The organism is Bacillus sp. FSL W8-0770 (genome assembly GCF_038008705.1).
Classification (GTDB): domain Bacteria; phylum Bacillota; class Bacilli; order Bacillales; family Bacillaceae_G; genus Bacillus_A; species Bacillus_A cereus.
Genome location: NZ_JBBOZR010000001.1, coordinates 3430441 through 3444150, shown reverse-complemented (window position 1 = coordinate 3444150; position 13710 = coordinate 3430441). Strand labels below are relative to the sequence as shown.

Sequence of the window (13710 nt, the reverse complement as noted above, 5' to 3'; positions counted from 1 at the left end):
AGAGTTTTTTGTTTGCTCATACTATGTAATAAGAAAGCGAAGGAGAGAGGGTGAACAACATGAGAAGAAGTCGCCGTAAATCGTTTGAAGAACTTGTAAATGAAAATAAACAACAATTATTAAGCGATCGTGAGGCAATTGATCGCATTGAAGAGCGCATTGAAAAACGTTATGAAATGAAACTTTTTAAGCAAGCTGAATAATTCTTAACACTAGTACGATACTAGTGTTAAGGAGGCGATAGTAATGGGTAATCCGAAAAAAAATTCAAAAGACTTTGCACCGAATCATATTGGAACACAATCAAAAAAAGCTGGTGGAAATAAAGGAAAGCAAATGCAAGATCAAACAGGTAAACAACCGATTGTTGATAATGGTTAAAGAAAAGGAGAATATTACATTCTCCTTTTTTATGTATAAATTTGAGGAAAGATAGGTAATTTAAGATGGTGTGTATATACAATATTAGGAGGGAAGTACATGCCAAATCCAGATAATCGAAGTGACAACGCTGAAAAGTTACAAGAAATGGTGCAAAATACAGTTGATAACTTTAATGAAGCAAAAGAAACAGCGGAACTTTCTAATGAAAAAGATCGTGCTGCTATTGAAGCAAAAAATCAAAGACGTTTAGAAAGTATTGACTCATTAAAAAGTGAAATCAAAGATGAATCTTAACAAAATGTACAAAAAGGGCTGACTTTTGTCAGCCCTTTTTCGTAATCGTAAAGTTTTCAACAAGTAAACGCCAATTTTGTGGAAATGGCAAGCCAATCTTCCAATAACTAATACCGCCAATGCCCTGCTCTTTCATTAAATTGAATTTACTTTGAATAGACCTCGCATCTTCAAACCAAACTTCATGTTGTACGCCATTTTCGTCAAAGTAATTAAAATGTGGAGCTTGAGCTGTGAAATCATAGCGGATAGGAACATTATATTTACGAGCAAGTGCAACAGCTGCGACAGAGCTAACTGCTTTTGCTGGTGGATTCCCTTGTTTGAACGGAAGTTTCCAATCGAATCCGTATAAGTTTTGCCCCATCATAATTTTTTGGGGAGGCATTTGAGATTTTGCGTATTGAAGTACTTCTTTTACAGGACCGATAGGAGAGATTGCCATTGGTGGCCCGCCCTGCCAACCCCAGTCATATGTCATAATGACGACGAAATCAACAATTTGCCCTTGCGCTTTATAATCATGGGCTTCGAAAAACTTTCCCTTTTGATTTGAACTTGTCTTCGGTACGAGAGTTGTGCTTAATGTGTACCCGCTAGGTAAGCGTGTTTTTACATTTCGTAAAAAGCGATTATACGCCTCGCGGTCTTCGGGTGCTATACTCTCGAAATCGAAATGAATGTCTCGCATGCCATATTTTTCAGCTGTTTGCAAAATGTTAGTAATAAATTTGTTTTGAATCGTTGCGTCGCGTAAAATAACCGATGTTAGATCGGCACTGAAATTACCATTTTCAATATTTGTAATAACGAGCATAGGGATTGTTTGCCCTTGCGTTGCAATATTAGCAATTTTAGCTGTTTCAGTAGGTTCTTTTAATGTGCCATCTCTTTTTGCCTCAAAACTAAAATAAGCTAAATATGTTAAAAATGGATTGATGGCACGTGTAGCATTAACTAAACTCTCTTTAATCGGTATAGTGGAAGGTTGTAAATAAGCGATGGATTCTACAGCCCGTTTTGTGCCTTTTGGTACATATAATTGTTGTCCGACATGGAGAATAGATTTTAAAGATAAATTATTAACTTTAGCTAAACTAGCGAGGGGGACATTATATGTTTGAGAAATCCGATAGAGGCTGTCACCAGGCTGTACATAATAATTATTTCCTTTCGTATTAACGATAAGTGCCTGACCAACAACGAGCGTTTCAGCGGGATTTAGTCCATTGTCTTTTACTATTTCGTCAGGTGTTGATCCATATTTTGATGCCAAGCTATATACGCTATCACCGCTACGAACCGTTACAATTTGAATCATATGCTTGCTCCTTTCGGGAAAAGATTCACTATTTTTATTTTATTTTTGATGTCACTGTATTATGATTAAATGTATGCAAGGTAGCAGAAGTGAAAGAAGGCGAATATACATATGTTTGTAGCAGAACATGAAGTTGAAATCCGTTATGCGGAAACAGATCAAATGGGTGTTGTTTACCATTCAAACTACTTAGTATGGCTTGAGTTAGGTCGCACGAAACTTATACAAGATTTAGGTTTTTCATATGTTGAAATGGAGAAAGAAGGAATTATTTCTCCTGTGTTAGATTTACAAATTTCATACCGTAAAGCGATGCGTTACGGAGAAAAAGCAATCGTAAAAACATGGGTAGATACTGTCAGCCCACTTCGCGTTGTATATGGATATGAAATATATAATGGTGATGGTGAACTTTGTATTACTGCAAGTACGACGAATATTTGTGCGAAAAAAGAAGGGTTCCGCCCTGTATCATTTAAAAAGTTATATCCTGAGTGGTATGCGAAATATGAGGAAATTAAGAAAAAATAAAAAAGCGTGGCAGAAGCCACGTTTTTTTATTTTTCATAATTAAATTGTGGGAAGTCGTCACCTTCGTTAAGTGTAACAGATAAATTATGTCCATCGAAGAACCATTCATCATCGCCTTCAATAAAGAAGTTAATACCTTCTTCTTGAATTTGAACAGCAGGATGTGCAGGATCATCTTTACGAATCCCTAAAGAAAGTCCTTTTTGCACAGTACTGCAACCACCGTATTGTACGAAAAAGCGTAGTGTTTCATTTGATTGTAAGTTTAATTCATTTTTATACCATTGTGCTGCTTCTTTTGTTACGGAAAGATTCATGTATAGTTCCTCCAAATTATGTTGCTTTTTCTTTAGTATAAAAAATAACGCAAAAAGACGCTATTAATATGCTTCACGTTTTCTTTTTGCGTTATGTGGGTTACGATCTTATTTTTGCTTTTTTGAAAAGTTTGCTTTTGGTTCAGTTTTATTTATAATTCGTCCGATATTTGCACGGTGTTTATAAATAACCATACCTGCTAATAAACACATCGCAATAATGAAGATTTTATCCCCGCTAACAATGGATGCAATAACAGCAACAACTGCTGTTACCATAGAAGAAAGTGATACGTATCTTGTTGTAAATAAAAGGGTGAAAAATACAACAGCCAATATTGCAAAAACAACTGGTGAATAGCATAATAGCACCCCAGCAGAAGTTGCAACTGCTTTACCACCGCGGAATTTCGCGAAGATTGGATAGACATGTCCAAGAACAGCCGCTAACCCGAACCATAGTGGATGAATATCTAATCCGAAAATCATTGGTAGACTTGTTGCTAATGTCCCTTTTAAAATGTCAGCAATTGTAACGGTAAAACCTGCTTTTTTCCCTAATGTGCGGAATGTGTTTGTTCCGCCTAGATTACCGCTCCCGTGCTCACGAATATCGATTCCGTAGCCGATTTTTCCAACAACTAGTGCAAATGGAATCGAGCCAAGTAAGTAGGCAACGATAAATAAAAGATATGTAGTAACCATAAGTTCAGTCTCCTTTATTCAAATGTGTTGATAAAGGGTAAAAAGAGTTTTTCCCGTATATTGTACCATACATTTGTAAAGAGCACATTTCTTTTTTGTAAATGAAAAATTCATTATTTCGTGAAAAAAATTTCACAGTAATGTTACATTTCTCACAGAAACAGTAAGACTATATGTAGTAACATTTTAATCAAAAGATAACAACATATTGGTGGAGGGTTATAAATGTTACAAAATAATACACGTGGAGAAGAAGAATTAATGAAAGTGTTCGAGACAATAGTCCACGGCAATGAACAAGATTTAATGCAAGAAAATGCAAATGTAGACGGCCGCTCTCCAATGGGCGTAATGGGAACATTTGCATCTGAGAGTGCAAAATATTATGCTGTTGAGAATTTATTGTCAGATCAAGTGAAAAAAGCGATAAATGAAAATATATTATATCCACATGATTTAGATTTTTATGCGACAGGAACGACGACTTGTTCACAAATTCCGTTAGCGCAAATGCTTGCTAACGGTTTTCATACTGGACATGGACATATGAGACAACCGCAAGACATTAAAAGTGCATTGGCTCTTTCGTCTATTATTTTTCAAGCGAATCAAAATATGCAGCATGGTGGTCAATCGTTTGCACTCTTTGATATTGATTTAGCACCTTATGTACGAAAAACAATTGAGAGACATAAAAAACGATTACAATCATATCCGCTTACGAAAGAACAAATAGAAGAATTCGCATGGAAAGAAACGGAAAATGATACGTATCAAGCGTGTGAGGCTTTCGTTCATAATTCAAATAGTATGCATAGTAGGGGCGGAGGACAAGTACCGTTTATTTCTATTAATTACGGAACAGATACATCAAAAGAAGGAAGAATGTTAATTAAACAACTTTTAAAAGCGACACAAGCTGGACTTGGTAAAGGAGAGACACCGATTTTTCCGATTCAAATTTTCAAGATGAAAAAAGGTGTGAATTTTGAAGAAAGTGATCCGAACTACGATTTATTTGAATTAGCATTAGAGACAACGGCTGAACGATTGTTCCCTAACTTTTCATTTTTAGATGCTCCGTTTAATGCAGTACATTATGATGGAAGACCAGAAAGTGAAGTATGTTACATGGGATGTCGTACCCGTGTTATGTCTAATATACATGGAGAAGAAACAGCGATTGGTAGAGGGAATTTATCATTTACGTCTATTAATTTAGTGAAATTAGCGTTAATTAGTGGTTCAAAAGAAGCGTTTTTTGAAGCGCTAAACTATTATTTAGATTTAGGAATTAAGCAGCTATTAGAAAGATATGCGTATCAATGTACGAAGCGAGCAAGAGATTTTCAGTTTTTATATTCACAAGGTGTATGGCGTGGTGGAGAAACGTTGCAGCCTGAAGACTCCGTAGCCTCGATTTTAAAACAAGGGACGTTAAGTATTGGTTTTATCGGTCTTGCGGAATGTTTAGTAGCTTTAACAGGAAAGCATCATGGGGAAGATGGAGAATCATGGAAACTTGGGTATGAAATTATTTCCTTTATGAGAGATAGAATGGATAAAGCGACAGAAGAACATCAACTGAATTTCTCAGTAATTGCAACTCCAGCAGAAGGATTATCAGGGAAGTTTGTGAAAAAAGATAGAGAAGAATTTGGTGAAATTAACGGTATAACGAACCATAATTACTATACGAATTCATTCCATATTCCAGTTTATTATAACATTCAAGCGATAAATAAAATCCGTTTAGAAGGCCCGTTCCATGCTCTCTGTAATGGAGGACACATTACTTATATTGAACTAGATGGAGCAGCAATGCATAACAAAAAGGCATTAAAACAAATTGTACAAGCCATGGCAGAACATGGCGTTGGATACGGTTCAATTAATCATCCTGTTGACCGTTGTAAGTGCTGTAGTTATCACGGGGTTATTGGGAATGAATGTCCAAGTTGCGGGAATAAAGATGAGGCTAATATAGAAAGAATTCGCCGTATAACAGGCTATCTTGTAGGAGATATGTCGAAGTGGAATAGTGCGAAACGTAGTGAAGAGATAGATCGGGTGAAACATAAATGAAAGTGATGAATATTATTCATGATAGTGTAGTAGATGGAGAAGGATTGCGGACAGTCGTGTTTTTTGCGGGCTGTCCGCATCGTTGCGTTGGTTGCCATAATCCGAAATCGTGGAATATTTGCAATGGAACGGAAATGACAGTAGAAGAAATTGTGAAAGAGATTGCAAGTAATCCATTAACTGATGTAACATTTTCAGGTGGAGATCCATTTTTTCAAGCTGCTGAAGTGAAAAAGGTAGCAAAAATCGTAAAAGATTTGAAAAAAAACCTATGGATGTATACAGGTTATACGTTAGAAGAGATACAGAGTTCTCAAAATAATGATATGATAGAGTTGTTACATTATGGGGATGTTTTAGTCGATGGAAGGTTTGAAATTGAGAAAAAAGATTTAGCACTTCCATTTCGCGGAAGCTCCAATCAACGTATTATTCGATTGAAAGAGTAAAAAGGCGGGATAGATTATATGAATAAAACAGTATTGCTTGTTGAAGATGAAAGAAGATTACGTGAAATTGTTAGTGATTATTTTCGTAATGAAGGCTTTGAAGTAATCGAAGCAGAAGATGGAAAAAAAGCGTTAGAGTTATTTGCAGAGCATGAAATTGATTTAATTATGTTAGATATTATGTTACCGGAAATAGATGGATGGTCTGTTTGTAGAAGAATTAGAAAAGAATCAGCAGTACCAATTATTATGTTGACAGCACGTTCGGATGAGGATGATACATTGCTAGGTTTCGAATTAGGTGCAGACGAGTATGTAACGAAACCATTTAGCCCGAAAGTATTAGTAGCTCGCGCAAAGACGTTATTGAAACGTGCGGATGGTGCGGTAGGAGTAGCGGAAGAAAATGCTATGTCTTTAGCTGGAATAGAAGTAAATCGTCTATCTAGAACTGTTTTAGTAGATGGAGAAGAAATTATATTGACACATAAAGAATTTGAACTTCTTGTGTATTTAATGGAGAACAAAGGAATCGTGTTGTCACGTCAACATTTATTAGATCAGTTATGGGGATATGACTATTACGGTGATGACAGAACGGTTGATACCCATATTAAAAAACTTCGAAATAAGCTAGGAGATAAAGCAAAGCATATCGGTACTGTTATTCGAGTTGGTTATAAATTTGAAGAATAATCTAGAACGATTTGTGTAATTTAGCCTAGGGAAATGGCGATTTTATACTCTCTTTTGAAGGTAGAATGTACAAAAAATACTTTTTTTGTCTACAATGTTAGATAGGAGTATTTTTTTAATTAGATTTCACGATGAGTTCACAAGAAGGACACAAAACGTGACTATACTGAAAATACGAATTCACCAGAGAGGGGAAATAAAACATGGGATATTACGACGGACCAAATTTAAATGAAGAGCATAGTGAAACGAGAGAAGTGAGAAAATCAGGTAGTAAAAAAGGCTATTTCTTCACAGGTTTAGTGGGGGCTGTAGTCGGAGCGGTTTCGATTAGTTTTGCAGCACCATATATGCCATGGGCTCAAAATAATGGAGCGCCAGTATCATCATTTAGTTCGGATTTAAAAGTAGAAGGTACTGTAGTTCCTGTTGTAAATAAAGCGAAAAATGAAACTGATTTACCTGGTATGATTGAAGGGGCGAAAGATGTTGTTGTAGGTGTTATTAATATGCAACAAAGTGTTGATCCATTTGCAATGCAACCGACAGGTCAAGAACAACAAGCTGGTTCAGGATCAGGTGTTATTTATAAAAAAGCAGGGAATAAAGCATATATCGTAACAAACAACCACGTAGTAGATGGTGCAAATAAACTTGCTGTAAAACTAAGTGATGGTAAAAAGGTAGATGCAAAGTTAGTAGGGAAAGATCCTTGGTTAGACTTAGCTGTTATTGAAATTGACGGGGCTAATGTGAATAAAGTTGCAACTTTAGGTGACTCAAGTAAAATCCGCGCGGGTGAAAAAGCAATTGCAATCGGTAACCCACTAGGTTTTGATGGAAGTGTAACGGAAGGTATAATCAGTAGTAAAGAACGTGAAATTCCAGTTGATATTGATGGCGATAAACGACCAGATTGGCAAGCACAAGTTATTCAAACAGATGCAGCGATTAACCCTGGTAACAGTGGTGGTGCATTATTTAACCAAAATGGTGAAATAATTGGGATTAACTCAAGTAAAATTGCACAACAAGAAGTTGAAGGAATTGGATTTGCTATTCCAATTAATATCGCAAAGCCAGTTATTGAATCACTTGAAAAAGACGGAGTAGTGAAACGTCCAGCGCTTGGAGTAGGTGTCGTTTCATTAGAAGATGTGCAAGCTTATGCAGTCAATCAATTGAAAGTACCGAAAGAAGTAACTAATGGTGTTGTATTAGGTAAAATTTACCCAATATCACCGGCTGAAAAAGCTGGTTTAGAGCAATATGATATCGTAGTAGCGTTAGATAATCAAAAAGTAGAGAATGCGCTTCAATTCCGTAAATATTTATATGAAAAGAAAAAAGTAGGCGAGAAAGTAGAAGTTACATTCTACCGTAACGGTCAAAAAATGACGAAATCGGCTACTTTAGCAGATAATTCAGCTACAAAGAATCAATAATTGAAATAAAAGAAAGTCTCTTTCATATTGAAAGAGACTTTCTTTATCGGCTATACTAAAGGAATAGGAGGGATTAATTATGACAATTGAAAACCCAACTCGTACGGAAATTGGTGAAGTGTTAAAGAAAAGCAAAACAATTGCGGTTGTTGGATTATCAGATAAGCCAGAACGTACATCGTATATGGTTTCAAAAGCAATGCAAGATGCTGGATACCGCATTATTCCAGTTAATCCAACAGTAGATGAGGTGCTTGGAGAAAAGGCAGTTTCTTCACTAAAGGATATTAAGGAACACGTTGACATAGTAAATGTATTTCGTCGCTCAGAGTTTTTAATGGATGTTGCAAAAGAATTCGTAGAGATTGATGCAGATGTTTTTTGGGCACAATTAGGAGTACAAGATGAGGATACATATAAATTTTTAAAAGAAAAAGACTATACTGTAATAATGGATCGTTGTATTAAAGTAGAACATGCGATGACAAAATAGTATAGATTTAAAGGTAGAAAGATTGATTCAGCCCTCATTATAGATAAGTAGGGCCGATGAACGAGGTGTTCATCATGAGATTTTTTAAAGGCTGTTTTTGGGGGTTGTTATTTGTAATCCCATTTTGGATCTTGATCATTTGGATCATAATAAAGGTTTGGAATGTGTAATCTTGGAATACATATCCATTTCTCGTTGACAAACGATTATTTTTCTGAAATAGTAGCCTAGAGGAATCCTTGTGAGAAAACAAGGATTTTTCTATTGAAAATGGTATATAAAAGAGATAAGATAACTTGCCAAAACTATAGTCGAGGCGTTATTCTATAATAGAAACATATGTTCTGATTTTGGATTAGGAAAGGGGCAAGGAGTTTGGCGAAGCATCAGTTCCAATATAATGAAGATGCGATTCAAGTGTTAGAAGGACTTGAAGCCGTTCGAAAACGCCCGGGTATGTATATCGGGAGCACGGACAGCCGTGGATTGCATCATTTAGTATATGAAATAGTAGATAACTCCGTTGACGAAGCGTTAGCGGGATTTGGCGACGAAATTTCAGTCGTAATACATAAAGATAATAGTATTAGCGTTATAGATAAAGGGCGAGGAATGCCTACGGGAATGCATAAACTTGGGAAACCTACACCTGAAGTTATTTTAACTGTACTTCATGCCGGTGGTAAGTTTGGTCAAGGTGGTTACAAAACGAGTGGTGGTTTGCACGGTGTTGGGGCATCGGTTGTAAATGCCTTATCAGAATGGTTAGTCGTAACGATTAAGCGTGACGGAAATATTTACGAACAACGCTTTGAAAATGGCGGTGTTCCTGTAACGACGCTTGAGAAAATCGGGAAGACGAAAGAGTCTGGTACTACGATGCATTTCAAACCAGATACAACGATTTTCAGCACAACAAATTATAATTATGAAACATTATGTGAGAGATTACGTGAATCTGCATTCTTATTAAAAGGAATGAAAATCTCGATAAAAGATGAGCGAAATGATTTAGAGGATGTATTTCATTATGAAACGGGAATTGAAGCTTTCGTTTCATATTTAAACGAAGAAAAAGATTCCATTCATCCAGTTGTATATTTCACTGGTGAACAAAATGGAATTGAAGCAGAACTAGCATTTCAATTTAACGATGGCTACTCAGAAAACATTTTATCGTTTGTAAATAACGTACGTACAAAAGATGGTGGAACACACGAAGCTGGATTTAAAACAGCGATGACGCGTGTGTTTAACGAGTATGCTCGTAAAGTAGCACTATTAAAAGAAAAAGATAAAAACTTAGAAGGCACAGATATTCGTGAAGGTGTAGCGGCTATCGTTTCGGTACGTGTACCAGAAGAAGTGCTTCAGTTTGAAGGGCAAACGAAAGGAAAACTAGGTACAAGTGAAGCGCGTTCTTCAATTGATGCCATTGTATCTGAGCATTTAGCATACTTTTTAGAAGAAAATCCTGATGTAGCTACACTTCTTGTGAGAAAAGCAATTAAAGCAGCACAAGCCCGTGAAGCAGCCCGTAAAGCAAGAGAAGAAGCGCGTAGTGGTAAGAAAAAGAAAAAATCAGAAGGTACGTTAAGCGGGAAATTAACACCTGCACAATCACGTAACCCGCAAAAAAATGAACTTTACCTAGTAGAGGGTGACTCTGCCGGCGGTTCTGCGAAACAAGGACGAGACCGACGTTTCCAGGCCGTATTACCGTTACGTGGTAAAGTAATTAATACAGAAAAAGCAAAGCTTGCTGATATCTTTAAAAATGAAGAGATTAATACAATCATTTATGCGATTGGCGGCGGTGTAGGAAATGAATTTGATGTTGAAGATATTAACTACGATAAAGTTGTAATTATGACCGATGCCGATACGGATGGGGCTCATATTCAAGTATTGTTATTAACGTTCTTCTACAGATATATGAAGCCACTTATCGAAGCTGGTAAAGTGTTTATCGCACTTCCTCCTTTATACAAAGTAAGTAAAGGAAAAGGTAAGAGTGAGGTAATTGAATACGCTTGGTCAGATGAGGAATTAGACGGTGTAACGAAAAAAGTTGGAAAAGGCTATATGTTACAACGTTATAAAGGACTTGGTGAAATGAATGCGGATCAATTATGGGAAACAACAATGAATCCTGAAACGCGTACATTAATTCGCGTGAAAATTGATGATGCAGCAAGAGCAGAGCGTCGCGTTACAACATTAATGGGCGATAAAGTAGAACCGCGCCGTAAATGGATTGAACGTAATGTACAGTTTGGTATGCAAGAAGAAGGAAATATTTTAGAAAATGAAATGATTATGGAGACGGAGGTGGAATAACATGCAAGCAGAGAAGTTTCATGACCTCCCGCTTGAAGACGTGTTAGGTGATCGCTTTGCACGTTATAGTAAATATATTATTCAAGATCGTGCACTTCCAGATGCACGTGATGGCTTAAAGCCAGTACAAAGACGTATTTTATATTCTATGTATGTAGAAGGTAATGTACATGATAAAGCGTTTCGTAAATCAGCTAAAACAGTAGGTAATGTTATCGGTAATTATCATCCACATGGAGATTCCTCTGTATATGAAGCAATGGTACGCTTAAGCCAAACTTGGAAAGTACGTAATGTTTTAGTTGAAATGCATGGTAATAACGGTAGTGTTGATGGGGACCCAGCGGCAGCGATGCGTTATACGGAAGCTCGTTTATCACCAATCGCATCTGAATTATTACGTGATCTTGATAAAGAAACAGTTGAATTCGTGTCAAACTTTGATGATACGAGTGAAGAACCGGTTGTATTACCAGCAGCGTTCCCGAATTTATTAGTGAACGGATCTACAGGGATTTCCGCTGGTTATGCAACAGAAATTCCTCCGCATCATCTTGGAGAAGTTATTGATGCTACAATGATGCGTATTGATAAGCCAAATAGTACTGTTGATGATTTATTAACAGTTATGAAAGGACCAGATTTCCCAACAGGCGGTATTATTCAGGGGATTGATGGTATTAAAAAGGCGTATGAAACAGGTAAAGGTAAAATTATTATTCGCGGAAAAGCAGAAGTTGAAACAGTGCGCGGTGGGAAACAACAAATTGTAATCACTGAAATTCCTTACGAAGTGAATAAGGCAAATCTTGTAAAGAAAATGGATGAATTACGTCTAGATAAAAAGTTAGATGGTATTGCTGAAGTGCGTGATGAGACAGATCGTACTGGTTTACGGATTGTTGTTGAATTAAAAAAAGAAGCAAATGCCGAAGGTATTTTAAATTATTTATATAAAAATACAGATTTGCAAATTCCATATAACTTTAATATGGTAGCGATCAATAATCGTCGTCCAACACTTATGACATTACCGAAAATTTTAGATGCTTATATTGGACATCAAAAAGAGGTTATTACGAGACGTTCGCAATATGAATTAAGAAAAGCAGAAAATCGTCAACATATTGTAGAAGGTTTAAAGAAAGCATTATCGATTTTAGACCAAGTAATTGAAACAATTCGAGCTTCAAAAGATAAACGTAACGCGAAAGATAATTTAAGTGCAAAATTTGGCTTTACAGAAGCACAGGCAGAAGCAATTGTTTCCTTGCAATTATATCGCTTAACGAATACAGACATTACGGCGTTACAAGAAGAAGCAGATGAGCTTAATAAGAAAATTATTGAGCTACAGGCAATTTTACAAAGTGAAAAAAGATTACTTCAAGTAATTAAAACAGATTTAAAGAGAGTTAAGAAAACATATAGTGATGATCGACGCGCGATTATTGAAGATCAAATCGAGGAAATTAAAATCGATGTAGAAGTTATGATCCCACAAGAAGATGTCATCGTTACTGTAACGAAAGAAGGATATGTGAAACGTACTGGATGGCGCTCACACAATGCCTCAAACGGCAAAGACTTCGGTATGAAAGAGGGTGACATCTTACTTGAACGATTCGATACGAATACGACAGAGACAGTCCTCTTATTTACGAATAAAGGAAACTATATATATCTGCCAGTATACGAAATGCCAGATATTCGTTGGAAAGATTTAGGTCAGCACGTTGCTAATATCGTTTCACTCGACCGGGATGAAACAATCATTTGGGCAACGGTTGTACAGAACTTTGAGGAAGAAAAACGATTTATCGTATTTGTAACAAGAAATGGTATGATAAAGAAAACAGAATTAAATCAATATAAAGTTCAGCGTTATTCAAGGGCATTCGTTGCTGTAAACTTGAAAAAAGATGATGAAGTTGTCGATATATTTGCGACAGATGGAACGAGTGATATCGTTCTTGCTACACACGGTGCATATGCACTTATTTTCCATGAAGATGAAGTAAGTCCAGTCGGTGTAAGAGCTGCTGGCGTGAAAGCAATTAATTTAAAAGAAGATGACTATGTCGCTTCTGGTAAACCGTTAAATGGTGACAAAGATCAACTTATTCTCGTAACACAGCGCGGTGCTGTAAAACGTCTAAAAGCATCAGAAATTGAAAAATCAACGAGGGCGAAACGAGGTCTTGTTATTTTCAAAGAATTAAAACGTAATCCGTACCGCATTGTCGGTATTGAAATTGTTCGGGACGATGAATTAGTTTACATGAAGACAGAGAAAAACATTGTAGAAGAGATTGATCCGAAAGCGTATCGAAATAAAGACCGGTATAGTAATGGTAGCCTAGTGCTAGATGTTAATGATACTGGTGAAGTAGTAGAAACGTGGACGAAGAAAAGACCAGAATAAAGAGGGCATCTTGCTATGAATAATAGCAAGATGCTTTTTTCTAGGCAATTTATTATGTAAATAATAATAATCTTGTTATAATAACTGAATGAAATCGTTCTCATAAAGTGAAACTTTAATCAATGGGGATTTTCTTTATCCACACTGATTATTAGTTGAACCAATCGGGCTTTAACAAGCAGTTGATTTCTCACCTAATTCCTTAGCTTTCGCTGAATTTTTGGT

General features: G+C 36.3%; 14 protein-coding genes. 11 read left to right on the top strand and 3 right to left on the bottom strand.

Features of this window, described 5'->3' with window-relative positions; translation table 11 throughout:
* Nucleotides 1–59: 59 nt before the first annotated feature.
* From NST27_RS17635 to tlp, 3 genes are all read left to right on the top strand, one after another.
* Nucleotides 60–203, top strand: coding sequence for an FbpB family small basic protein (locus tag NST27_RS17635; protein WP_001254703.1), 144 nt, complete (start codon nucleotides 60–62; stop codon nucleotides 201–203).
* Between the two features lie 43 nt (nucleotides 204–246).
* Nucleotides 247–381 (top strand): acid-soluble spore protein SspN, encoded by a 135-nt coding sequence (sspN, locus tag NST27_RS17630; protein ID WP_000527987.1) that lies wholly within the window; start codon nucleotides 247–249, stop codon nucleotides 379–381.
* Between the two features lie 99 nt (nucleotides 382–480).
* The gene (gene tlp / locus NST27_RS17625) at nucleotides 481–678 is read left to right on the top strand and encodes a small acid-soluble spore protein Tlp (RefSeq protein ID WP_001133511.1); all 198 of its coding nucleotides are present in this window, start codon (nucleotides 481–483) and stop codon (nucleotides 676–678) included.
* 28 nt (nucleotides 679–706) lie between these two features.
* On the opposite strand, the gene NST27_RS17620 is transcribed toward tlp, so the two are convergent.
* The gene (locus NST27_RS17620) at nucleotides 707–1999 is read right to left on the bottom strand and encodes a glycosyl hydrolase family 18 protein (protein ID WP_000614861.1); all 1293 of its coding nucleotides are present in this window, start codon (nucleotides 1997–1999) and stop codon (nucleotides 707–709) included.
* Between the two features lie 111 nt (nucleotides 2000–2110).
* Here NST27_RS17620 and NST27_RS17615 point away from each other — a divergent pair, with 111 nt between their 5' ends.
* Nucleotides 2111–2530: an acyl-CoA thioesterase gene (locus NST27_RS17615; RefSeq protein WP_000495812.1), complete on the top strand. Its 420-nt coding sequence runs from the start codon at nucleotides 2111–2113 to the stop codon at nucleotides 2528–2530.
* 26 nt (nucleotides 2531–2556) lie between these two features.
* Here NST27_RS17615 and NST27_RS17610 read toward each other — a convergent pair whose 3' ends face one another.
* Both NST27_RS17610 and plsY read right to left on the bottom strand, forming a co-directional pair.
* Complete coding sequence (locus tag NST27_RS17610; protein WP_001054453.1) at nucleotides 2557–2847, bottom strand: HesB/YadR/YfhF family protein; 291 nt, start codon at nucleotides 2845–2847, stop codon at nucleotides 2557–2559.
* 108 nt (nucleotides 2848–2955) lie between these two features.
* On the bottom strand, nucleotides 2956–3552 hold the full coding sequence (gene plsY, locus NST27_RS17605; RefSeq protein ID WP_000258974.1) for a glycerol-3-phosphate 1-O-acyltransferase PlsY: 597 nt from the start codon (nucleotides 3550–3552) through the stop codon (nucleotides 2956–2958).
* A gap of 225 nt (nucleotides 3553–3777) precedes the next feature.
* Here plsY and NST27_RS17600 point away from each other — a divergent pair, with 225 nt between their 5' ends.
* From NST27_RS17600 to parC, 7 genes are all read left to right on the top strand, one after another.
* A complete protein-coding gene (locus NST27_RS17600; protein WP_000940073.1) occupies nucleotides 3778–5637 on the top strand; it encodes an anaerobic ribonucleoside triphosphate reductase in 1860 nt (619 codons plus the stop codon).
* Nucleotides 5634–6086: an anaerobic ribonucleoside-triphosphate reductase activating protein gene (gene nrdG, locus NST27_RS17595; RefSeq protein ID WP_000867077.1), complete on the top strand. Its 453-nt coding sequence runs from the start codon at nucleotides 5634–5636 to the stop codon at nucleotides 6084–6086. Before NST27_RS17600 ends, nrdG begins: the two co-directional genes overlap by 4 nt.
* Before the next feature lie 18 nt (nucleotides 6087–6104).
* Nucleotides 6105–6782, top strand: a complete 678-nt coding sequence (locus NST27_RS17590) for a response regulator transcription factor (RefSeq protein ID WP_001044679.1) — start codon at nucleotides 6105–6107, stop codon at nucleotides 6780–6782.
* 203 nt (nucleotides 6783–6985) lie between these two features.
* Nucleotides 6986–8227 carry a S1C family serine protease gene (locus NST27_RS17585; RefSeq protein ID WP_061662070.1) on the top strand — a complete coding sequence of 414 codons (1242 nt, stop codon included), beginning with the start codon at nucleotides 6986–6988 and terminating at the stop codon, nucleotides 8225–8227.
* A gap of 79 nt (nucleotides 8228–8306) precedes the next feature.
* On the top strand, nucleotides 8307–8720 hold the full coding sequence (locus NST27_RS17580) for a CoA-binding protein (protein ID WP_000151387.1): 414 nt from the start codon (nucleotides 8307–8309) through the stop codon (nucleotides 8718–8720).
* Nucleotides 8721–9095: 375 nt separating this feature from the next.
* The gene (gene parE / locus NST27_RS17575; RefSeq protein ID WP_001062202.1) at nucleotides 9096–11060 is read left to right on the top strand and encodes a DNA topoisomerase IV subunit B; all 1965 of its coding nucleotides are present in this window, start codon (nucleotides 9096–9098) and stop codon (nucleotides 11058–11060) included.
* A gap of 1 nt (nucleotide 11061) precedes the next feature.
* Nucleotides 11062–13485 carry a DNA topoisomerase IV subunit A gene (parC, locus tag NST27_RS17570; protein ID WP_001147465.1) on the top strand — a complete coding sequence of 808 codons (2424 nt, stop codon included), beginning with the start codon at nucleotides 11062–11064 and terminating at the stop codon, nucleotides 13483–13485.
* Nucleotides 13486–13710 lie beyond the last annotated feature (225 nt).

Coding starts and splice junctions, on each gene's coding strand:
- NST27_RS17620 (WP_000614861.1), bottom strand. CDS start 1,999: ATGATTCAAATTGTAACGGTTCGTAGCGGTGATAGCGTATATAGCTTG.
- NST27_RS17600 (WP_000940073.1), top strand. CDS start 3,778: ATGTTACAAAATAATACACGTGGAGAAGAAGAATTAATGAAAGTGTTC.
- parC (WP_001147465.1), top strand. CDS start 11,062: ATGCAAGCAGAGAAGTTTCATGACCTCCCGCTTGAAGACGTGTTAGGT.
- NST27_RS17590 (WP_001044679.1), top strand. CDS start 6,105: ATGAATAAAACAGTATTGCTTGTTGAAGATGAAAGAAGATTACGTGAA.
- NST27_RS17615 (WP_000495812.1), top strand. CDS start 2,111: ATGTTTGTAGCAGAACATGAAGTTGAAATCCGTTATGCGGAAACAGAT.
- nrdG (WP_000867077.1), top strand. CDS start 5,634: ATGAAAGTGATGAATATTATTCATGATAGTGTAGTAGATGGAGAAGGA.
- NST27_RS17635 (WP_001254703.1), top strand. CDS start 60: ATGAGAAGAAGTCGCCGTAAATCGTTTGAAGAACTTGTAAATGAAAAT.
- NST27_RS17585 (WP_061662070.1), top strand. CDS start 6,986: ATGGGATATTACGACGGACCAAATTTAAATGAAGAGCATAGTGAAACG.
- sspN (WP_000527987.1), top strand. CDS start 247: ATGGGTAATCCGAAAAAAAATTCAAAAGACTTTGCACCGAATCATATT.
- NST27_RS17610 (WP_001054453.1), bottom strand. CDS start 2,847: ATGAATCTTTCCGTAACAAAAGAAGCAGCACAATGGTATAAAAATGAA.
- plsY (WP_000258974.1), bottom strand. CDS start 3,552: ATGGTTACTACATATCTTTTATTTATCGTTGCCTACTTACTTGGCTCG.
- NST27_RS17580 (WP_000151387.1), top strand. CDS start 8,307: ATGACAATTGAAAACCCAACTCGTACGGAAATTGGTGAAGTGTTAAAG.
- tlp (WP_001133511.1), top strand. CDS start 481: ATGCCAAATCCAGATAATCGAAGTGACAACGCTGAAAAGTTACAAGAA.